Here is a 20,564-nt window from a genome sequence, read left to right on the forward strand (position 1 = left end):
GACGCCTGCAAATGCAGGTACCCGCAGTTTCCACACTGTTCCTCCACAGGACCCACAAAGCCCCGTCCGAACCCCGCCACAGGCCCTTTTCCACAGCTAGTTTTGCTTCACGGTCAGAGCAAAAGCGGACATGCCGGAAGGGGTCACCATGGCAGAAATACCAGTCACCCGAACTCCGCGTGCTGCCTTCAACTGGCCCGTTGCACCCGTTGCTGCACAGCGGATGCAATCCGTGCCGTTGGCGGCGGCCGAGACCGCAGGAACCCGGCTTCTGCTGCCGCCAACTGCCGCCCCGCAAACAGGAGCTGCCGGCCCTTCCACGCCAGGTACCACAGGCAAGGCGTCCGGCCGCAAACGGGCAGCATCCTGGATTGCCGCCCACACCAATCTCCTCCGGGCCGCGGACTCACTCCTGGTGGTGGGAGCGGTCTACGGAGGCTACCTGCTCTCCAATGTTGGCTTCGCCCCCGGCGGGCCTGGCGACGCAGGAACCATCCTCACGGCCGTGGCCGTGGCAGGCACGTGGCTGGCAGCGCTGGAGATCTACCGGACGCGCGACTCGAAGGTCATGGGGGTGGGGGCGGACGAGTACAAACGCGTTGCGTCGGCGACGCTGCGGATCTTCGGGCTCATGGCCATCACGGCAGTGGTTTTCAACCTTCACGGAGCGGGAGCCTTCGTCACGGTCTCGCTCCCGCTGGGGCTGTTGGGCCTCACGGCGAACCGCTGGATGTTCCGCCGGCGCCTCACCGCAGAGAAGGCGAAGGGGCGGCATCTCTCCCGGGCCATTGTTGTGGGTGACGCGGAGGACGTCCGCTACGTGGTGAAGCAGGTGTCCCGGAAGTCCGGGGCCGTCTACCAAATCCTGGGAGTTTGCCTCCCGGGCGCGCGGCGGGGTGCCAGCCTGAAGGTGGATACAACCTTCGTCCCGGTGCTTTCCTCCACAGACGACATTGCCCGGACCGTCCGGCTGGCCCAGGCCGATTCGGTGATCGTGGCGGGCCCCCTTCCCGGCGGGAACAAATTCATCCGCGAACTGGGATGGAAGCTCGAAGAGTGCTCCGCAGAGCTGATCCTTGCCGCCACCCTCACCAATGTGGCCGGTCCCCGCATCCACTGGCGTCCGGTGGAGGGCCTGCCCCTGATGCACGTGGACATTCCCCAGTACACCGGGGCCAAGCACGCCCTTAAGAGGGTGCTCGATGTTGCGGCGGCGCTGGCCGCGCTCCTGGTTCTCTCACCGCTGCTGCTGGTCCTCGCCGTCACTGTGCGGCTGGACAGCCCCGGACCGGTCTTTTTCCGGCAGGACCGGATCGGCAAGGGCGGCAGGGTCTTCGGGATGTTCAAGTTCCGGTCCATGGTGGTGGACGCCGAAGCGCGGCTGGCCGCCCTGGGCGGGCAAAACCAGGGGGCTGGCGTGCTGTTCAAGATGCGCGACGATCCCCGGGTCACGCGGTGCGGCCGGTGGATGCGCAAATACTCCCTGGACGAACTGCCCCAACTGTGGAACGTGGTGCTGGGCCATATGAGCATGGTGGGGCCGCGGCCCCCGCTGGACCGCGAAGTCAGCGGTTACGAACGCCACACGCGCCGCAGGCTGCTGATCAAACCGGGCATCACCGGGCTTTGGCAGATCAACGGACGCTCCGACCTTCCATGGGACGAGGCTGTGCGGCTTGACCTCTACTACGTCGAAAACTGGTCCATTGCCGGCGACCTGCTGATCCTCTGGCGGACGTTCCGGGCAGTCATCCGGCCGTCTGGCGCCTACTGACCATCGGACTTCTGGAAAGGGAGTGCTATGAGATCCTTCACTAATCCGTTCACCGCCCCCGCCCCACGGCAGGCTGCGCAGAAGCTGCGCATCGCCGTCGTTGGAGCCGGCTACTGGGGGCCCAACCTGGCCAGGAACCTGCAGGCCAGCCCGGAGTGGGACCTGGTGGCCATCTGCGACCTGGACCTGGAGAAGGCCCGCAGGCTGGCGGCCACCCTTGGGGATATTCCGGTGGTGGAGTCCCTGGACGAACTGCTGGACACGTTCGACGTGGATGCGGTAGCCATCGCCACGCCGGCCCGCACGCATCACGGAACGGTGATGACGGCCCTGCGGGCAGGAAAGCACGTGCTGGTGGAAAAGCCGCTGGCGGACAGCAGGGCGCACGGGCTGGAGATGGTGGCCGAAGCCGAAGCCAACGGCCTGATACTCATGGCGGACCACACGTATTGCTACACGCCGGCGGTGCTGAAGATGCAGGAGCTGGTGCAGGCGGGATCACTGGGCGAGATCCTGTTCGTGGACTCCACGCGCATCAACCTGGGGCTGGTGCAGCCCGACGTCGACGTGTTCTGGGACCTCGCACCCCATGACCTGGCCATCCTGGACTTCGTTCTTCCCGGCGGCCTCAACCCGGTTGAGGTTTCGGCGTTCGGTGCGGACCCGCTGGGAACCGGCAGGGACTGCGTCGGCCACCTGAACTTCCGGCTTCCCAATGACGCCACGGCCCATGTCCACGTGAACTGGCTGAGCCCCACGAAGATCAGGCAGATGGTGATCGGCGGCTCGCAGCGGACCCTGGTGTGGGACGACCTTAACCCGCAGCAGCGGCTCAGCGTCTACGACCGGGGGGTCAACCTTGACCGGCAGCCGCAATCGGCGGGCGAAAGGGCGGCCTCGGCTGTTTCCTACCGGCTCGGCGACACATGGTCCCCGGCGCTGCCCGAACGCGAGGCACTGAGCCAGGTGGTGGAAGAACTGGCCCTTTGCATTAGGAGCGGCCGGCAGGCACGCACGGGCGGGGAATCCGGACTCCGTGTCCTGTCCGTCCTCGAAGCGGCCACCCGGAGCCTGACCCTCGACGGCCACCCCTCCAAGGTGGCAGGCGCAGCAATGGCCGGTTCCGGCGTCGAAATGGAGGAAGTGCTGTGAGCGAACTTGAGGGAGCCAACGTCCTGGTGACCGGTGGGGCCGGAACCATCGGATCCACCCTGGTGGATGCCCTGCTGGACGCCGGGGTAAACCGCATTGATGTGCTGGACAACCTGGTCCGCGGCCGCCTGGCGAACCTGGAAGGGGCCCTGGCCGGCGGCCGGGTGGAACTGGTGCCCGGAACCATCCAGGACCGGGACCTCGTGAACGACCTGACCAAAGGCAAAGACCTGGTGTTCCACCAGGCGGCCATCAGGATTACCCAGTGCGCGGAGGAACCCCGGCTGGCGCTGGAAGTCATGGTGGACGGAACCTTCAACGTCATGGAGGCCGCCGCCAGGCACAAGGTGGACAAGCTGGTTGCTGCCTCCAGCGCCTCCGTGTACGGGATGGCGGAGGAGTTCCCCACCCCGGAGAGGCACCACCACGCCAATAACGACACGTTTTACGGGGCCGCCAAATCCTTTAACGAAGGGATGGCCAGGAGTTTCCACGCCATGGCCGGGCTGGATTACGTCATGCTCCGCTACTTCAACGTCTACGGTCCCCGGATGGACGTCCACGGCCTCTATACGGAGGTGCTGGTCCGCTGGATGGAAAGGATCATGGACGGCCAGCCGCCGCTGATCTTCGGCGACGGCCTGCAGACGATGGACTTCGTCTACACGGCGGATGTGGCACGGGCCAACGTGCTGGCCGCCGCCAGCGACGCCACCCACGGTACCTACAACATCGCCAGCGGAACGGAGACCAGCCTGCTGGAGATGGCACGGGCGCTGCTGCGGGTCATGGGTTCCGACCTGGAAGTGGAACACGGCCCGTCGCGTCTGGTCAACGGAGTGGTCCGGCGCCTTGCGGATACGTCCGCCGCCGCCCGGGAGCTCGGATTCAAGGCAGAAGTGGAACTGGAAGAAGGCCTTCGCGAACTTGTCACCTGGTGGATGCCGCTGCGGGACGAGATCGCCGCCACAAGGAAAGTTGGTGCCCGATGACCGCCGAGACAGTCGTTGCCCGGATCAACGTGATGAAGCCGTGGCTTGGTGAAGAGGAAGCCGCGGCACTGGCCGAGGTGGTTGCGTCCGGGTGGGTTGCACAAGGTCCGAAAGTGAAGGAGTTCGAGGCCCGGTTCGCCGAATCGCAGGGGGTGCGGCACGCCGTCGCAACCTCCAGCTGCACCACGGCCCTGCACCTGGCCCTGGTGGTGGCCGGCATCGGGCCGGGCGACGACGTCGTCGTGCCGTCGCTGTCCTTCATCGCCACCGCCAACGCAGTGACGTATGTGGGGGCCCGGCCGGTGTTTTGCGACGTGGACCCGGCCACCGGCAACGTGACGGCGGAAACGATCCATGCCGCCCTCACACTGGATACGCGTGCCGTGATCGTGGTGGACCAGGGCGGCGTGCCCCTTGACCTGGACCCCATCCGGGACCTTTGCGACCGCCACGAGATCACCGTGATCGAGGATGCCGCCTGCGGTGTTGGCTCTACCTACAAAGGCCGGCCGGTAGGTGCGGGGGCGGACGTTGCCGTGTGGTCCTTCCACCCCCGCAAGATCCTGACCACCGGGGAAGGCGGCATGCTCACCACCAACCGGGCCGATTGGGCCGCCAGGGCCAGGACGCTCCGGGAGCATTCCATGAGCGTGTCCGCCACGGACAGGCACGGTTCGGTCCTGGCCCATCCGGAGGTCTACCTCGAGGTCGGGTTCAACTACCGGATGACGGACCTGCAGGCCGCCGTCGGAATTGTCCAGCTGGGCAAGCTCCCGGAAGTCCTGCAGCGGCGGCGGGACATCGCCGCCCGGTACGTTGCCGGGCTGTCCGGGGTAAGGGGCCTGCGGCTGGTGTGTGATCCGCCGTACGGGACCAGCAACTTCCAGTCCTTCTGGATCGAGGTCCTGCCCACCTTCCGCACATCGCGGGAGGGGCTGATGGCGCAGTTGGCCGGGGCGGGAATTTCTGCCCGCCGGGGCATTATGGCGGCCCACCGCCAGCCCGCGTACCGGTGGCGGGACACCGGGAGCCCGCTCCTGCAGCACACGGAGCGGCTCAATGACAGGACTCTCATCCTTCCCGTCTTCCACGAACTCGACGACGAGGGACTGGACCGGATCATCGGCACCGTGCGTGCCGCCGCCACCGGGGTGGCCGTATGAGCGAGCTGATCCTCATTGCCGCCAGCGGCCTGGCCAGGGAGGTCCTGGCCATGGTCCGCAGCAGCGGCCAGTACGACGTCGTTGGCCTGCTGGACGACGACAAGGAGATGGCAGGGGTCATTGTTGACGGCGCCCCTGTGCTGGGGCGCATTGACGACGCCGCGAAGTACACGCACGCCCTCCTGCTGGTCTGCATCGGCGCGGGGAAATCCCGCGAAGCGGTGGTGCACCGGCTCACCGCCCTGGGGCTGAACGAATCCCGCTACGCCACAGCCATAGACCCAACCGTGCAATACCCGGAAGGTTGCCGGATCGGCCGTGGCAGCATCCTGCTCCGCAACGTCACGCTCACCGCCGCCGTCACGCTCGGCGCCCACGTGGTTGCCATGCCGTCGGTGACGTTCACGCACGACGACGACGTGGCGGACTTTGCCACGTTCGCTTCGGGAGTGTCCCTGGGCGGCGGAGTCCGGATCGGCCGCGCGGCCTACCTCGGAATGAACGCGAGCGTCCGCGAACGGACCTCGGTGGGTGCCTACGCGACCGTGGGCATGGGCGCCGCTGTCCTGAGCAACGTGCCCGACGGCGAGACCTGGGTGGGCGTCCCCGCGCACGAGATCGACCGGGAGAGTTTCCATTTCGGGAGTGTGCGGTGAGCGCCGGGGTTGAAGTCCAGTCCGATGCTGCTGTGCCGCTGGTTGACCTTGCCGCGCAGCAGGCGGATGTCCATGAGGAGGTCATGGCGGAACTGGCTGACGTCTTTAAGGAGGCGTCGTTTATTGGCGGCGCCGCTGTCGCCCTGTTCGAAGCTGCCTACGCTTCCTTTGTCAGTGCCCGTCATTGCATAGGTGTGGCCAACGGAACGGACGCCTTGGAACTGGCCCTTCGCGCAGGCGGGGTCACCCCGGGCGGCGAGGTCATCCTTCCCGCCAACACGTTCATCGCTACAGCGGAGGCCGTGAGCCGCATCGGCGCTGTACCGGTTCCCGTTGATGTGGACCCGGCGTACTTACTAATAAATTCTTCCGCCGTTGCCGCGGCCGTGACCTCCCGGACACAGGCTATTGTGCCGGTGCACCTCTTCGGCCAGACGGCGTTCGTTGAGCAGTTGGTTCCACTTGCCGATGCCTGCGGCGCGGTGATTATTGAAGACGCTGCACAGGCGCAGGGAGCGAGGCGTTTTGGGCGCTGTGCCGGGACTCTCGGGCTTGCCGCCAGCACCAGTTTCTATCCAGGGAAGAATCTGGGAGCTGCCGGTGACGCAGGAGCCGTCCTGACGAACGACCCTTCGATTGCCGACCAGGTGCGGATGCTGGGCGCCCACGGCAGCATGGAGAAGTACCGGCACGATGCTGTTGGCATGAACTCCCGGCTCGATACCGTCCAAGCTGTGGTTCTCAAGGCCAAACTGGAGCGGCTGGAGTCCTGGAACTTGCTCCGGCGGGCAGCTGCTGAGCGGTACTCGGAACTCCTCGCGGATGTTCCCGGAGTTGTACTTCCTCTAGAGGCACCCGGAAACGTTGATGTGTGGCATCTGTACGTAGTGCGGGTTCCAGAGCGTGATGCCGTACTGGCAGCTCTACATTCGGCCGGAATCCAGGCGGGGATCCACTATCCGGTTCCGGTGCACCTGAGTGCGGCCTACGCGTCTGCCGGCTACGGTCCTGGTTCCTTCCCTGTGGCCGAAGAAGCCGCCGGACAAATCCTCTCCCTGCCGATCTTCCCCCACATCACCACCGAGCAACAGGAACGTGTTGTGGAGGCGCTGCGTGCGGCGCTTACAGGGGGCAATGGACGGTGCATAGAAAATGACCGATGAAATCAGCTTCCGCGTGACGACGCAGGAGTCCCTTCCCCGCCAGCACAAGAAAGGTCCTACCTCCAACGCGGACTTGGGTTCAGCCGTAAGACGCGGGGCCGTGTGGACAGCAGGCAGCACAGTGCTACTGCGCCTGGGCAACATCGCACTCATGGCGGTCGTCGCCAGAATTGTGTCACCAAGGGAACTGGGCATCTTCACGCTGGCGGTGACCGTTCATGCGGTGATCGTCAGTGTCGCGGAACTCGGCGTGGCCTCTTCCATTGCACGATCCGATTTGGATTTCGACCGCATTGCCCCCACAGTGGCCTCGATTTCAATAGTCAGCAGCTTTCTTATGGCTGCACCGATGTTCATTTTCGCTGACAGCATCGCTGCGGTACTTGGCACGGCAGCGGCTGGCCCGGCCTTGAAAATACTGGCCGTCGGAGTCGCACTCATCGGCCCGTTTGCCGTACCGGGAGCCCAGCTTCAGCGTGATTTTCGCCAGCACGTGATCTTCTGGGCCTCCGCCATCGCTTTCGTCCCAGGCAGCGCTACTTTGGTTCTCCTTGCCCTCCAAGGCAGCGGACCCGAGGCCTTCGCCTGGTCGCGGATTGTCGGCCAGGTGGTGATGGGCGTGGTCATCCTGGCGGCAACAGGCAGGCCCTTGGTGCCGCGATTGAACAAGAGCATGATGAGGCCTCTTCTCGCCTTCGGGCTGCCGCTTGCGGGAGCAAACCTCCTAAGCCAGGTACTGCTGAACGCCGATTACCTTTTTATCGGCCCGATGTTGGGCGCCGCCGAACTCGGTATTTATTTCCTCGCCTTCAGTATCGCAATGTGGCCCACTGCAGTGATTGGCTCGATGCTGAACGGACTGGTCCTTCCCGCCATCTCCGCGGTACGCCGCGATGGCGGGGATATGGCGGGAGCCGTAACGTTGGGCCTAAGGACGGTCGCGCTCATCGCATTCCCTTTGGCGGCGTTCCTTAGTGTCTTCTCCCTCGAACTGGTGAAAACCATTTACGGACCTGCCTGGCTTCCCGCGGCACCCGTGCTGTCAGTCCTCGCCATCTATGGCGCCGTGTCCGTCGTGGGACTCTTCCTGGCCAACGTCATCATCGCCAGTGGGCGGACCGGCGTGCTGCTCGGGGTCCAGCTGTGTGCCCTGGCGGTGCTTCTGCCGGGCCTTCCGGCTGCTATCCACCTGGGCGGCATCCAGGGTGCTGCGCTCATGCACGTCATCGTGGTCGTTGCGGTGACTTCTCCGGTCTATGTCGTCGCCCTGCGGCGCTCCACTGGACTCCGTATCCCGGCGCTCCTGGCGGCACTACAACTTCCGGCCGCGACAACCGCGTTGACGGGACTGGCCGCATGGCTGGTCACCCTTGCCCTTGAGGACCCGCTGCTCAAACTCATCGTCGCGGGCAATATCGGCATGTGCGTTTACGCGTTACTCAACTGGCGGGATATCTCCGCTCTGATCCCAGCCAGATTCCTTATCCGTCTCGCACGGGTGAAAAGCCACTTCTGCGGCCATCCGAGCAGTCAAGAGAGGAGTTCACAATGAGGGTCGGAATCATTTACCCCGTTCCGGAGCCACTTGCTGCCCTCAACTGGTCCGGTACACCGCATGGCCTCGCTTCCGGGTTCATATCCATGGGAGCCGACGTGGTGCCGCTGGGAGTCAAGGTGCCGCGGGTTCTGCACGAAGCAGTCGCACTCCTTTCCCACGCTACCGGCCGGCGAGGTGCTGTCGCCGACCGAATGCAAATCCGGCAGTGGGCCAGGACTAACGCCCTCAGGGCGTGCATTGCAGAAGCGCTGCCCCTCGACGCCGTCGTTGCCATGGGCACCGAAATGTACGACTTGCCCCGGATCCTGCCGGCAGGTCTTCCCATCGCGACCTACGACGACGGAACCCTACTGCAGATGTACGCGGACCCCCTGTCCGACATCAGTCAATCGCGGTTCCCCGCCCGGCATGTCAGCCGCTGGATTGACCGGCAGAAGCGGTCAAGCCGGGCCGCCCACATGTGTTGCGTCAGTACTGACTGGGCTGCAGCGTCTTTCGTGGCGGACTACAACATTCCTTCCCGGCGCGTTGCGGTTGTAGGTATGGGGCACCGGCCGCGCCGTGGTGTTGCCGGTGTCGTCCGGGACTGGACGGTACCCAGGTTTCTCTTTGTAGGTGTTGACTGGCAGCGCAAGAACGGTAATGCCGTGCTGGAGGCATTTCGGGAAGTCCGGCACCGGTACCCGGAAGCGACCCTCGACATTGTAGGTAACCATCCGGCCCTGGACGTCCCAGGCGTCACCGGGCACGGGTTCCTTTCACGTGTGGATGCAGCCGCACAGCAGCGACTTGATTGCCTTTACGCTGGCGCCACCTGCTTTGTTCTGCCGAGCCGGTTTGATCCCTCGCCGATCGCCTACCTCGAAGCCGCATCTTCCGGACTGCCCGTCATCGCGACTACCAGGGGCGGTGCTGGAAGCCTATTGAAAGAGGGAGCGCTTGTCGTTGAGCCCAACGACCGGGAGGCACTGGTAGCAGCCATGCTCACCTACTCAGATCCAACCGCAGCCGCCAGAGCCGGGGCGGCTGCCGCTGACAGTGCGGCGGCATCGTCCTGGACCCACGTCGCCCTCCGCATCGGTGACGCTCTGGGCCTCGACGAGGGCCGCGGAAGCATTACGGCGATCGGAACGGAAGGCAAGCACCATGTTTAGGCGTGTCCGGCAGGGACTGGGCGACCGCCAACCCGAGGTCCTGGTCATCGTCCCGTGCTACAACTACGGTCGCTACCTTGAGTCCTGCGTCGTGAGCCTGCTGTCCCAAAAAGGTGTCTCAGTCCGGGTCCACATTCTCGACGACGCTTCAACCGACGGGAGTGACGAGGCTGCTCAAGCGATGGCGGACCGGGACCCGCGCGTCCAAGTGACGCTGCACCCCAGCAACCGCGGACATATCGCAACCTATAACGAAGGGCTCGTGGCTGCCGACTCAGACTACGTAGTGCTGCTGTCCGCTGATGACATGCTCGCACCCGGCGCTCTGGCACGCGCCACCGACCTGATGGGCGCCTTTCCTTCCGTGGGCTTGGTTTACGGCCATCCTCAAGCCTTCGAATCGGAGCCGGCTCCAGAGACCGGCCGGCTCCGGAACTGGTCGATATGGCAAGGGGACCGCTGGATCGCCGCCCAGTGCAGGCGGGGACTCAGCATCATCAGCAGCCCGGAGGCCGTGGTCCGGACATCCGTTCAGCACAGGGTGGGTTACTACAATCCGGAACTGCCGCATTCGGGTGATCTCGAGATGTGGCTTCGGATCGCGGACGTTTCAGGGGTGGGGCGAATCAACGGGGTCGACCAGGCATACCGTCGCGTGCACCCAGCCAGCATGATGTCAACCAATTACGGCACCCTGCAAGCAGATCTGGAACACCGGGTTAGGGCCTACGAGTCCTTCTTTGCCGGCACTGCACTCGGTACCACCAGGAGTGAACAGCTGCGGCGGGTCGTAATAAGGCGGATGGCGGCGGAAGCACTGGAATGGTCAGCGGCATCGTGCCAAGCAGGCAATGTACCCGTCGATGAAATAGACAAAGCCGTTTCCTTCGCTCTTGAGATCTATCCAGAGGCGGCGTCATCGCCAGCCTACATGGACTACCAGTACCGCTCGGGGTCCGCGGGAACACCGGACCTGGCCATGGCGGTGGGCGCTTGGCGGGGGTCCATCCAACGCGACTTTGGCCCCCGTCTCCGGTGGCGCCAATGGAGGAGATATGGAATCTAAAAAGCGTGGCCTCGTTGTCGTCACCCCCAGCTATGCCCCGGACAGCGAACTCTGTCGCGATCTGAACCGATCTGTCCTGCAATGGACACCCCCGGACGTCCAGCACCACATCATCGTGCCCCATCAGGATCTCGGGGTCTTCCGCATGCTTGCCAACAACAGAACAGTCATCCACGACGATAGAGAGTTCCTGTCGTCCACAATCAGGAGACTGCCGTTACTGAACCTATGGATGAACAAGAGGCGACCATGGCTTCCTGTCCGCGGTTGGATCACTCAGCAACTGCTTAAGCTCTCTGCCGCAGCAACTCTGGACGCGGAAGCCATCCTGCTGGTGGATTCCGACATGGTCTTCGTCTCCAGCACCGGATTGAAATCCTTCCAGCAGAACGGGGCACCCGTGCTCTACCGGAAGCCCGGAGCTGTCCATTCGGGACTGCCCAGACACCGGCAGTGGCTGGAATCGGCGCACCACCTGCTGGGGTTGGAACAGCCCGGCCCGGAGGATCTGACGGACTACATCTGCTGGCCCTGCGCTTGGGATCCCAGAACGGTCCGGTCCATGCTCCGTCGAGTGGAAGACGTAACAGGGCTCCCATGGCAGTCAGCCATAGCATGCCAACTTCATTTCTCCGAGATGATGCTCTACGGCGCCTACGTTGACGGGGTCCTGGGTGGTGCACCGGCTACGACGTCTTCAATGAACAGTGTCATCTACTCTGCGGAGACACCACTGAGCCCTGCTGAAATCAGCGCCCTGCTCAATAGGGCCACTGGAACCGTGCAAGCGGTAATGATCTCCGCCAAGTCCGGGATTGCCTACGACGTCCGAGCAAAGGCGCTGCAGGAATATGCGGACTCCAGCAGCAGAGCCGGAGGCTTGCAGTGACTTCGATACAGCGTGTCCTCTGGGGTCTTTGGCCGCTGTACCGGGCTCAGGGGATAGCCGGTGTAACCACGACTGTGGCACGCCAAGTCGTGAACAAGATTAACGAGCACATGGATCTTGTCTCCGCTGATCTGCCCGTGCGGCCTGAAGACCTCGCAGACTCCAGTGCCCTTCCTCGGGGAATCACGGGTGAAGCACGGGAGGGAAAACTGCGAATTGGCTGGGTGTGCGCCCCGCCAGCCGGTGGTTCAGGTGGCCACACCACCCTGTTCCGAATGGTTGAAATGGCCGAGCAACGCGGCCACCAGTGCACGCTCTTCCTCTACGACCGGAACTCGGACGACGTCCACCGCCATGAAGCGATCATCAGACGGCACTGGAAGAATCTCAAGGCAGACATCCGCAGTGCCACCACGGGAATGGACGGTATGGATGCCGTCATCGCCAGTTCCTGGGGTTCGGCGCACGTGGTGGCTAGTCGCGCGCCGAAAACGGCCAACAAGTTCTATTTCATACAAGACTTCGAACCGTACTTCTATCCGCGGGGCGCCCTCTACACCTTTGCAGAGGACACTTACCGGTTCGGGTTCACCAACATCGTGTTGGGCGAGATGGTTGCCTCCAGGCTTCGCGCAGAAATCGGCATTGAACCCGACACGGTGGTGCCGTTCGGCTGTGATGATGGGGAGTACCGGCTACTGCGCCGGGATGGCGCCTCCACACCTCGCGCCGGAGTGGTTTACTACGCCAAACGCTCGGTGGATCGGCGCGGCTACCTGCTGGCCAAACTTGCGCTGGAGAGGTTCCACCATGATCACCCGGAACATGAAATTCACGTTTTCGGCGACCGGGTGTCTGGGTGGTCGGTTCCGGTGACGAATCATGGGTCTTTGACGCCAAGGGATCTGAACGTCCTCTACAACCGGACGATTGCCAGCCTCACATTTTCCTTCACCAACATCAGCCTTGTTGCGGAGGAGTTGATGGCGGCGGGAAACGTCCCTGTTCTGAACGATCACGACTTTGCCCAGGCGGACCTATTCGCCCCTTATGCGATGTGGACGAGACCGAACCCCGCGGCGATGGCCCGGGCCTTGTCCGCAGCGGTCACAGCACCGGATATCGAAGAACGGGCCCGGCTTCTCAATGCATCAGCCCGCCGCGGCTGGACCACGACAGCAGTCACGGTCTCCGAAACAATCGAGCGTGTCTGCGCTTTTCCGCAGTCCCGAACGGCTGACACCCAATTCGTGGAGCCACAACAATGAACAGTGTGGGGTGGGCTGGGAGGGCTTCGGGAGGAAGTTCAGCAGTGGCACTTGAGGTCCGCGGCCGCCCGCAAGTTCCTTTGATCGTGCGGGCCATGGCCTTCTGCATCTTCTTTTTCCCGTCTTCGATGGTGTTCAAGCCCATTGGGGCTGCCGGAACCGCCCCGATGATCCTGGCCCTGCTCGTTTTCGGGCTGTGGCTCTCCAGTGTCCTTTTTGGCCTGCACGACCCGCTCAGCGTCAAGCATCCAGGACGCCTGGCAGTGGGTGTCCTTTTCCTGGCCACAAGTGCTTCATATGTTGCTCTCTACGCGGGAATCACTGGCGGAAGTACCGAATTGGCCCGGGCATCTGCGGACCGCTGGATGCTTCTGCTACTGGCCAGTGCCGGCGTTGTCATTGTCGTGGGTGAGGTGATACGGACAATGGACGATGCGATGGTGTTTCTTCGCGCGCTGCTAGCGGGTGCCAGCTTTTGCAGTCTGGTGGCGGTTGTGCAATTCACCCTCCAGTTGAACCCGATGGAATGGTTCCGCGTAGCGATGCCCGGATTTGACTACAACGGCGGTGACACACCTTTTCAATCCCGCGGGGCGCTGCTTCGCGTTGCCGGCAGCACGTTCCACTCCATTGAATTGGCTGTCGTGTCTGCCATGCTCCTGCCACTGTCCATCTGGCGCGTGATTTACGACCAACGCGGGCACCTTATAGGCCGGGTACTTGGGCCGGCCCTGCTCATCTTCGCTATTGCATCCACAGTGTCCCGTTCTGGAATTCTCGGGCTGCTTGCCGGGCTCGTGATCTTCATTCCATTCCTTCCCAGCATTCCCCGGTTGTGGGCACTGCTGGGAGCTCCGGTAGCACTGGCAGCCCTGTTCCTCGGAGTGCCCGGACTGGTTAGTACGCTCACAGGCACTGTCACCACATCCAGCTCGGACCCGTCGATTACGACACGGACCAACAACTTCCCCCGGGTCGAGGCGATGGTGTCCGAACGCCCCTGGCTGGGTCTCGGCCCGGGGAACTACGTTGCGGACACCGCGATCCATATCCTAGACAACCAGTATCTGAACGCAGCCGTCACCCAGGGAATTATAGGGCTGGTGGCCATCATCATCTATTTGACGTTGCCGGGCGTCAGCACTGTCATGGCCGCGCGTGCCACCGCCGATCCGCAGCTCAGGTCCTTAGCGGGCGCCGTCGGCGCGGGAGCCCTGGTGGCGGCCGTATGTTCTCTGACTTTCGATTCCATGTCATTCCCGGTTTTTGCTCTCACCTATCCCGTTCTAGTCGGGCTGGGCGGGGCGGTATGGGTGATGGTCAAGCGCGAGAAGACGGCAGATTCACTGAATGAGCTTGGTTTTTTGAGACCTGTTCCTGACACGGGACCAGGTCAGCCCCTGAGAGGAGACATCCCATGGACCCGCTAGCAGTCGTGAGGACCATTTGGCGGCATCGAATCGTTTCGATCCCAATCGTAGTGCTGACAGCACTGGCCGCCCTTTATGTCTTCCAGTTTGCCCCCCGGTCCTACGAATCGTCGTCGACGTTTGCGATGATCAACCCAGACATACCGACCGAACTGGACATGATCAAGCACCCCGAGCTGAAGGACTTGAATAACAAGAATCCGTATTTGCGTTCCTCAGATCCTTCATTGATCGTCCAGGTTTTGTTGACCCGGCTCAACGACGCATCCACAGCTGATCTACTCATCGAAAAGGGTTTGAGCGACCAGTACACGGTCAGCCGTGGCGTAGGTGGTTTGAACGGCTTCCTGGTGGACATCACTGGTGAGGGCGAAACACCGGAGAAGTCCATTGCTACGACGCAGGCACTGGGTCAACTGCTGCAGGAATACCTGTATGAGGCACAGAAGGTCAACGAGGCCGACGACGTCTACCTCTTTTCCGCTCTCGTGGTCGCTACCCCTGATAAAGCCACTGAACAATTCTCCAGCCGGCTTCGCGCCCTGATCGTTGTGTTCCTCAGTGGAGTGGTGACAATGTTTGGCGCGGTCTCAGTGGCACGATCGCTGGCAGCGGCCAAGGAGCGCCGTCTGCTGTTATCCGACAAAGCAGCCAACAGAAGGAAACGCCCCAAAGGTGGTCGCGACAGCAGCGAAGCGGAAGACCCTGCAGTCACGGCCGAGTCAATAGCGCTGGTCAATCAACTCGAAAGCGGGCTTGACCTGAATGAGCCAAAAACGCTCGACACGCGTATAGGACGACGCTTGTCCGGGGTCAAGCAATGACAACTGAGTCCGTACCCGACGCCTTGCGACTGGGATACCTTGTTCCTGAGTTTCCGGGCCAGACGCACGGTTTTTTCTGGCGCGAACTAGGGGTCCTGAAGCAGCTAGGTGTCTCACCAGGTGTCGTCTCAACCCGGCATCCAGGCAGGAATGCTTCCAGGAATGACTGGGGGGAACACGCTGCGTCGATCACCCCGTATCTGGCCTCGGTCTCCGTGCCGGCGTTCCTTTCCTGCGTGCGGGAACTCCGCGCCCTGACACCCGGCAGGCTGGCAGAGGTCCTCCGGCATGCCGCCCGCATGTCAAAGGTTGGAGACCGGGCACCCCGCTTTGCCCGGCCTCGCGGGTTTATCACCCAGCTCGTATGGCTGGCCCTCGGAGCGAGGTTGTCTGGCCTGGCAAGGGAACAGGACTGGCAGCATGTGCACGTGCACTCCTGCGGTAACGCAGCCTACATTGCCCTGTACGCCCGGCTCCTTTCCGGGCTGCCATACAGCCTGACCCTGCATGGGCCACTTGCCGACTATGGAGGCAATCAGGAGTATAAGTGGTCCAATGCCGCCTTTGCGCTCGTCATAACAGAACAACTAGAGGGCCAAGTCCGACAGTCACTGAGAACCGCACTGCCTACCGTCAGGGTGGCTCCCATGGGTGTGGATGTGAATGTATTCAAAAGGAGCCAACCATACGTTCCGTGGACTGCACCCGGGACATTCCGGATCTTCTCCTGCGGCCGCCTTAATCCAAGCAAGGGCCACGACGTTCTCCTGGCCGCGGTCAGGATGCTGGTTGAAAATGGTGCCGATGTGCAACTTGTCATCGCCGGCGAGGATGAGGCCGGCGGGAGGGGATATCGCCAAGTAATCGAACGCCTGATCGACAACATGGGCCTCCAGGACCGTGTGCGGCTCCTCGGTTGCGTGCCAGACAAGGTGATCCGGCAGGAATTAAGCTTGGCGCACGTATTTACTTTGGCCAGCCATGCTGAGCCGCTTGGCGTAGCGATCATGGAAGCGATGAGCATGGGGCTTCCTGTAGTGGCCACGGCTGCTGGTGGGGTTTCCGAGCTAGTGGTGCCCGGTCGGACCGGAGTCCTAGTCAAGTCTGGCGACCCGGGATCACTGGCGGAGGGGTTGGTTCAACTGATGGGCGATCCCCTGTTGTGCGCGAACATGGGCCAAGCCGGGCGCCAGCGTGCCACCACCCTTTTCAGCTACCGCCGAAGCGCCGAAGTGCTTGTCCAAATGGCGCGGGCCGGGGTGGTCCTGAACGCGGAACCAAACAGCTGAAGGAGGCGTTCAGTTCCTCACCGCTGCCCATTCTGAAACAGGTCAATTTCTCCGTTTGGTCCGTTCAGCCCACCCATAATTGCCAGCAGGAGTTCATATGCCCACAAACGCCCACCGCGTTGCCGTCAGCAATCGGTCTGCAGTCCGTGCCTTCGCCCTGACCGCCGTCATGGGCCTGACCCTGTCCGCTGCGCTAACTTCCTGCGATGAGCTTGCCGTTGGTTCGGAGGGGCCCGCCGGCAGTTCGATATCCTCAATCCGCAACCTGCCGAAGGTCCCATGGGAAGGTGGTCCGGCCTACTGGAACAGGTTCCCCAAGGCCGCTGCAGCGGGTTGGAACGATCCCTCGTTCTTTCCGATTTCCGTGTTCATGGGTAAACCCGAGCACGCTCCCCAGTTGAAGGCACTCGGCATCAACACCTACATGGGGGCAGAGCATGACGGCTCGCCCCTGTCCGAGGTTACTGGCAGCGGCCTGTTTGTCCTGCCCCAGGACGAATGGTCAACGGCGGAAGTCGGCCAGGACCCGCGTGCCGTGGGCTGGTTCGTGTCCGACGAATGTGACATCGGATTGGGCTGCTCGGGCCTGGACGCCGCTGCCAATCTCCTGGATCAGCAGCAAAAAGTCGACAGGATCCGCGGGCTCAAGGACGGCCGCTTTACGATGGCCAATTACTCAAACGGCGTCCTCGACACCTACTGGGCTCAGGGATCAATGGCCGAGCTTATGAAAGTCGTTGATGTCGCCAGTGTGGACAAGTATGCCTACACCAGTCCCTTCGTTGATGATCAGTTAGCCCATTCGCCGCATTGGCCAAATGGCGCAGAACCCGCCACTTCCGGCGCGTACGGCTGGCTGGTGGACCGGATGCGGTCTTACCAGGATCCCGTCGGCGCCCATCCCAACTGGATATTCATCGAGGCGGCACGGCCTCTCCTTCTGGAGGACGGTTCCCTCACCATTTCCCTGGAGCAGATGGAAGGCGCCGCCTGGTCTGCCATCATCCACGAAGCACGAGGCCTGGCATATTTCCAGCACAACAACGGCACCACCTGCGGCTTCTACTCCCTGGTGGAATGTGATGCTGACAGGTTGAAGGGGATCCGCGCCATCAACGCGGGTATTCAGGCCCTGGCACCGGTCCTGAATACGCAGTCCTACCAATACAGCTTCAACACCACAACGGACACGATGCTCAAGGAATTCGAGGGATCCGCATACATCTTTGCCGGCATCGGACTCACACACTCGCCAGGCCAAAAGACTTTCACTCTCCCGGCGGGCGTCACGGCCTCTGCTGTCGAAGTGGTTGGTGAGAACCGGACGTTGGACGTCGCAGACGGGGCGTTCACCGACAACTTCGAGGCTGAATACTCGCATCATACTTACAAATTTTCGCTGTAAGTCCCGATCCCCCGGGCTGCCTTCAGTGAAGGTCAGGACGGCTTGAGTCGTCCCGCTCCCATGCGGTACCACCGGGCCGGGCCTGACGTCCAAGGAGGGCGAAGGCAGCGTAGACGGCCGCATCAAACACCGATCCTGGCGTCTTGGCGGACCCAAGCAGTTGGCGGACGGTCCTCCCTGTAGCGGCGCCCGGCATTGCGCGTAATTCGCTGTTGCCTCTGTAGACCCGTCGCAGGACAGCAATAAGAGCCCGCGTGGACCGGGGTGTGCGGATGATGACTGGTGGACACGGAAGGACGGTCTTTTCAGAACTGTCAAAGAGGCGGTCGATGTAGCAGTCGTCGGCGATGACTGGGGGAAATTCGCCAAATCTCTCGTGACCCCTGCGATTCAGTCCGTAGACTCCTGCTCCCCACATTGATTCCGAAGCCTTCGGCAGGCGGTTTCGGGCACGGTAGTAGGCCCGCACCGGCCAGCTCGCACCATCTGTGTTGTACGTGAACTGAGGACGCGCGCATTGAATGGTTCCGTCCCCGGCCAGCTGTTCGAACGTGGCACTGAGTGCTTCGGCGGGCAACTCGATGTCCGCGTCAAGGTATACCCGTGGCCACAGTGTTGCCGCACGGTCTCCCGCGTTCAGTGCCGCGACCTTTGATGCCTCAGTGATGCGGACGACTTGGACGCCAGCAAACGATTTCGCTATTGCTTCCGTCCCGTCCGTGCACGCGTTGCACGCGACAATCACTTCCACAGCGCCGCTTGCCAGCGGGATGGCCAATGCCTTCAGCGTCCGCCGCAGGACGGCCTCTTCGTTGTGTGCCGGTATGATGACTGCCCCAGTCGGAAACCCTCCTCGGCTCGTTGCGGTCGCCGGATAGCGCGTGGCATGTGGCAGCTGCTCCCATAGCCGTTCCCGGGTTGCAACAGAAAGGATTTCCTTGCCTCCCGGCAACGGTGAACGCAGCAGGGCTGCGAGCATGACGGCGGCCTGAAATCCGCAAGCGTAACCCGCCGAATGGAACTTCCGCACATATCTGATGCGGTTAACGGTCATCAGGGCGTCAAGCGCGAACGAACTGCCCGAACCTCCCCGGCTGTGCTCCATCCGTGCCAGCGGTTCGAACCAGACAGTGGCTCCCGCCTCTCGGACCCGCCTTAAATAGTCCGTTTCTTCGGAGTACAGGAAATATTCTTCCTCCCAGTTCCCCACCAGCCCGGCCACCTCATGCCGGATCAGAAGAGCTGCTCCAGTTGCCCAGTCGATCTTATGGGCATGAAGGTAGCTTTCTGGATCAGAATCCATCTCGGATAACCAGGCTGGACGCCCCGGGAGCTTGCTTCCCAGCAGTGCATCTCCGATAGCCCGGGAAACACTCGGCTCCCGACGCAGCGAAGGGTAGACCGTGCCGTCATCATCGAACAACAACGGGACCACAACACCGGCCCCGGACAATGCCATCCTGTCCCGAAGCGCCCGCACCGATCCGCGCACCACCCGCATGTCTGGGTTGAGTATCAGATAAGCATCGGTGGCACCTGCCTTTTCAACGGCTGCATTGATTGCAGCGGCGTAACCCAGGTTTCCCCCTGTCGGGAAGGCGAAGACATCAGTCTGATCTTTTAGAGCGGAAAGAGTGGACGGTGAGGGGGAGTTGTCCGCAACAATTACCTTGATGGATTGGTCCGCTGTCTCCGGGCGCAGACTTTCGAGGAGCGCAGCGATATCCTTTTCGCTGTTGTAGGTGACTACCAGAACGGCAACGTCGGTATGCTCATCCGTCCCCGAGAACCCCCGCACACGCCCGGGGATCGCAACTGAAACTTGCTCCGCCCATGCCTGCATGAACTTTCCCGAGCGGGCACCGCCCGTCAAGCTTTCTTGGTGGCCCGCACGGCTGCACCGCCGGAGTTTCAGGTAGGCTTCCGGCCCGTCAACCAGGTAGCGGCGCGCGAGCCGCCTGGGCTCCAGGGCAAGTCGCCAGGCCCATTCCAAACCAGCGTCACTGACACGGGCGGGAGCCCTGCGCACTCGCCCTGCAAGAAAGTCCACTACGGCGCCGAAGGCGAGCAGCACCTTCGCACCCGTCAGCTGGCCGAACTCTGAGATCCAGAGTTCTTGGCGGGGCTTGCCCAGGCACACAACCAGGACGTCCGTCCCCGCTTTCGAAATTTCGGCCGCTAGGGCGTGGGAGGCCGCGGCGTCCGCGAGCGAACTGCGTTCAGGAGCCCAAAGACCGGACACGGTGAGGCCGGGATGGTCCTCGGTGAACTTTTCGCGTATCAAGTCGTGGCACGCCCCAGTCCCCCCAACGATTCCCACCCTCAGTCCAGCCGTTTCAGCGACGTCCAGCAGCGGCAGAATGAGGTCACTTCCGGAGAGCCGCGGCCACTTCCGCTCAGTGATCATCTCAGCCTGGGAGACGAGCGGGGAGCCATCCAGGAGCGTGAGCCATTCCACTGACGCCTGGTGGTCCAAGGTATCGGCCCACCGGCCGCCCTGACCAAAGTGCTTCACATGATCAAGGTTCGCGGAGGCAACAGCCAGTGGTCGACTTCCGCCGTCCCGTGCCCTGTCAATGATGATCTTCAGCGCCTGTTCGCGTTCCAGCAATTTGACGGGAACGCCCCCCAGCGTCACCTCTTCGCCGAACTTGCCCTGCGTGGCCGGTCCGGCTTCCCTGGTTGCGACTTGGTGAGGGCGTTCAGGCCGCAGGAGTGCTGCGGCCTGAACGAGGCTTCGAAGAGAGGCTAATTCGGTCATAAGGTCCTACCTTTCGTGAA

Annotated in this window: 16 protein-coding genes; 15 read left to right on the top strand and 1 reads right to left on the bottom strand. The window is 62.7% G+C overall.

The features are described from left to right. The first annotated feature begins 148 nt into the window (after nucleotides 1–148). From ASPHE3_RS19460 to ASPHE3_RS19530, 15 genes are all read left to right on the top strand, one after another. Nucleotides 149–1,774 (top strand): sugar transferase, encoded by a 1,626-nt coding sequence (locus ASPHE3_RS19460; RefSeq protein ID WP_081459902.1) that lies wholly within the window; start codon nucleotides 149–151, stop codon nucleotides 1,772–1,774. A 27-nt stretch (nucleotides 1,775–1,801) separates the two neighbouring features. Continuing rightward, nucleotides 1,802–2,926: a Gfo/Idh/MocA family protein gene (locus ASPHE3_RS19465; protein ID WP_013602904.1), complete on the top strand. Its 1,125-nt coding sequence runs from the start codon at nucleotides 1,802–1,804 to the stop codon at nucleotides 2,924–2,926. Next, the gene (locus tag ASPHE3_RS19470; RefSeq protein WP_013602905.1) at nucleotides 2,923–3,918 is read left to right on the top strand and encodes an NAD-dependent epimerase/dehydratase family protein; all 996 of its coding nucleotides are present in this window, start codon (nucleotides 2,923–2,925) and stop codon (nucleotides 3,916–3,918) included. The genes ASPHE3_RS19465 and ASPHE3_RS19470 overlap by 4 nt, the downstream gene beginning before the upstream one ends. Then, nucleotides 3,915–5,081: a DegT/DnrJ/EryC1/StrS family aminotransferase gene (locus ASPHE3_RS19475; protein ID WP_013602906.1), complete on the top strand. Its 1,167-nt coding sequence runs from the start codon at nucleotides 3,915–3,917 to the stop codon at nucleotides 5,079–5,081. Before ASPHE3_RS19470 ends, ASPHE3_RS19475 begins: the two co-directional genes overlap by 4 nt. Further along, nucleotides 5,078–5,737 (top strand): acetyltransferase, encoded by a 660-nt coding sequence (locus tag ASPHE3_RS19480; protein ID WP_013602907.1) that lies wholly within the window; start codon nucleotides 5,078–5,080, stop codon nucleotides 5,735–5,737. Before ASPHE3_RS19475 ends, ASPHE3_RS19480 begins: the two co-directional genes overlap by 4 nt. Continuing rightward, the gene (locus ASPHE3_RS19485; RefSeq protein WP_013602908.1) at nucleotides 5,734–6,900 is read left to right on the top strand and encodes a DegT/DnrJ/EryC1/StrS family aminotransferase; all 1,167 of its coding nucleotides are present in this window, start codon (nucleotides 5,734–5,736) and stop codon (nucleotides 6,898–6,900) included. Before ASPHE3_RS19480 ends, ASPHE3_RS19485 begins: the two co-directional genes overlap by 4 nt. After that, nucleotides 6,890–8,452, top strand: coding sequence for an oligosaccharide flippase family protein (locus ASPHE3_RS19490; RefSeq protein ID WP_013602909.1), 1,563 nt, complete (start codon nucleotides 6,890–6,892; stop codon nucleotides 8,450–8,452). Before ASPHE3_RS19485 ends, ASPHE3_RS19490 begins: the two co-directional genes overlap by 11 nt. After that, the gene (locus tag ASPHE3_RS19495) at nucleotides 8,449–9,612 is read left to right on the top strand and encodes a glycosyltransferase family 4 protein (RefSeq protein WP_013602910.1); all 1,164 of its coding nucleotides are present in this window, start codon (nucleotides 8,449–8,451) and stop codon (nucleotides 9,610–9,612) included. Before ASPHE3_RS19490 ends, ASPHE3_RS19495 begins: the two co-directional genes overlap by 4 nt. Then, a complete protein-coding gene (locus tag ASPHE3_RS19500; RefSeq protein ID WP_013602911.1) occupies nucleotides 9,605–10,678 on the top strand; it encodes a glycosyltransferase family 2 protein in 1,074 nt (357 codons plus the stop codon). The genes ASPHE3_RS19495 and ASPHE3_RS19500 overlap by 8 nt, the downstream gene beginning before the upstream one ends. After that, nucleotides 10,668–11,567 (top strand): DUF6492 family protein, encoded by a 900-nt coding sequence (locus ASPHE3_RS19505; protein WP_013602912.1) that lies wholly within the window; start codon nucleotides 10,668–10,670, stop codon nucleotides 11,565–11,567. The genes ASPHE3_RS19500 and ASPHE3_RS19505 overlap by 11 nt, the downstream gene beginning before the upstream one ends. A 275-nt stretch (nucleotides 11,568–11,842) precedes the next feature. Beyond that, nucleotides 11,843–12,835, top strand: coding sequence for a glycosyltransferase (locus ASPHE3_RS19510; RefSeq protein WP_148258131.1), 993 nt, complete (start codon nucleotides 11,843–11,845; stop codon nucleotides 12,833–12,835). A gap of 44 nt (nucleotides 12,836–12,879) precedes the next feature. Continuing rightward, complete coding sequence (locus ASPHE3_RS19515; protein WP_013602914.1) at nucleotides 12,880–14,265, top strand: O-antigen ligase family protein; 1,386 nt, start codon at nucleotides 12,880–12,882, stop codon at nucleotides 14,263–14,265. Further along, nucleotides 14,253–15,089: a hypothetical protein gene (locus tag ASPHE3_RS19520; protein ID WP_013602915.1), complete on the top strand. Its 837-nt coding sequence runs from the start codon at nucleotides 14,253–14,255 to the stop codon at nucleotides 15,087–15,089. The genes ASPHE3_RS19515 and ASPHE3_RS19520 overlap by 13 nt, the downstream gene beginning before the upstream one ends. After that, the gene (epsE, locus tag ASPHE3_RS22855) at nucleotides 15,086–16,378 is read left to right on the top strand and encodes an exopolysaccharide biosynthesis GT4 family glycosyltransferase EpsE (protein WP_013602916.1); all 1,293 of its coding nucleotides are present in this window, start codon (nucleotides 15,086–15,088) and stop codon (nucleotides 16,376–16,378) included. The genes ASPHE3_RS19520 and epsE overlap by 4 nt, the downstream gene beginning before the upstream one ends. Nucleotides 16,379–16,475: 97 nt before the next feature. Further along, a complete protein-coding gene (locus tag ASPHE3_RS19530; RefSeq protein WP_013602917.1) occupies nucleotides 16,476–17,783 on the top strand; it encodes a hypothetical protein in 1,308 nt (435 codons plus the stop codon). 22 nt (nucleotides 17,784–17,805) lie between these two features. Here the strand turns inward: ASPHE3_RS19530 and ASPHE3_RS21645 are convergent, their stop codons facing one another. Continuing rightward, nucleotides 17,806–20,544 (bottom strand): WecB/TagA/CpsF family glycosyltransferase, encoded by a 2,739-nt coding sequence (locus tag ASPHE3_RS21645; RefSeq protein ID WP_013602918.1) that lies wholly within the window; start codon nucleotides 20,542–20,544, stop codon nucleotides 17,806–17,808. Between the last annotated feature and the right edge of the window lie 20 nt (nucleotides 20,545–20,564).

This window comes from Pseudarthrobacter phenanthrenivorans Sphe3 (genome assembly GCF_000189535.1).
GTDB lineage: Bacteria > Actinomycetota > Actinomycetes > Actinomycetales > Micrococcaceae > Arthrobacter > Arthrobacter phenanthrenivorans.

What these genes read in the sequence shown, in the direction of transcription:
- epsE (WP_013602916.1), top strand. Translation starts at nt 15,086, where the DNA reads ATGACAACTGAGTCCGTACCCGACGCCTTGCGACTGGGATACCTTGTT.
- ASPHE3_RS19465 (WP_013602904.1), top strand. Translation starts at nt 1,802, where the DNA reads ATGAGATCCTTCACTAATCCGTTCACCGCCCCCGCCCCACGGCAGGCT.
- ASPHE3_RS19530 (WP_013602917.1), top strand. Translation starts at nt 16,476, where the DNA reads ATGCCCACAAACGCCCACCGCGTTGCCGTCAGCAATCGGTCTGCAGTC.
- ASPHE3_RS19500 (WP_013602911.1), top strand. Translation starts at nt 9,605, where the DNA reads ATGTTTAGGCGTGTCCGGCAGGGACTGGGCGACCGCCAACCCGAGGTC.
- ASPHE3_RS19505 (WP_013602912.1), top strand. Translation starts at nt 10,668, where the DNA reads ATGGAATCTAAAAAGCGTGGCCTCGTTGTCGTCACCCCCAGCTATGCC.
- ASPHE3_RS19460 (WP_081459902.1), top strand. Translation starts at nt 149, where the DNA reads ATGGCAGAAATACCAGTCACCCGAACTCCGCGTGCTGCCTTCAACTGG.
- ASPHE3_RS21645 (WP_013602918.1), bottom strand. Translation starts at nt 20,544, where the DNA reads ATGACCGAATTAGCCTCTCTTCGAAGCCTCGTTCAGGCCGCAGCACTC.
- ASPHE3_RS19520 (WP_013602915.1), top strand. Translation starts at nt 14,253, where the DNA reads ATGGACCCGCTAGCAGTCGTGAGGACCATTTGGCGGCATCGAATCGTT.
- ASPHE3_RS19490 (WP_013602909.1), top strand. Translation starts at nt 6,890, where the DNA reads ATGACCGATGAAATCAGCTTCCGCGTGACGACGCAGGAGTCCCTTCCC.
- ASPHE3_RS19510 (WP_148258131.1), top strand. Translation starts at nt 11,843, where the DNA reads ATGGTTGAAATGGCCGAGCAACGCGGCCACCAGTGCACGCTCTTCCTC.
- ASPHE3_RS19480 (WP_013602907.1), top strand. Translation starts at nt 5,078, where the DNA reads ATGAGCGAGCTGATCCTCATTGCCGCCAGCGGCCTGGCCAGGGAGGTC.
- ASPHE3_RS19475 (WP_013602906.1), top strand. Translation starts at nt 3,915, where the DNA reads ATGACCGCCGAGACAGTCGTTGCCCGGATCAACGTGATGAAGCCGTGG.
- ASPHE3_RS19495 (WP_013602910.1), top strand. Translation starts at nt 8,449, where the DNA reads ATGAGGGTCGGAATCATTTACCCCGTTCCGGAGCCACTTGCTGCCCTC.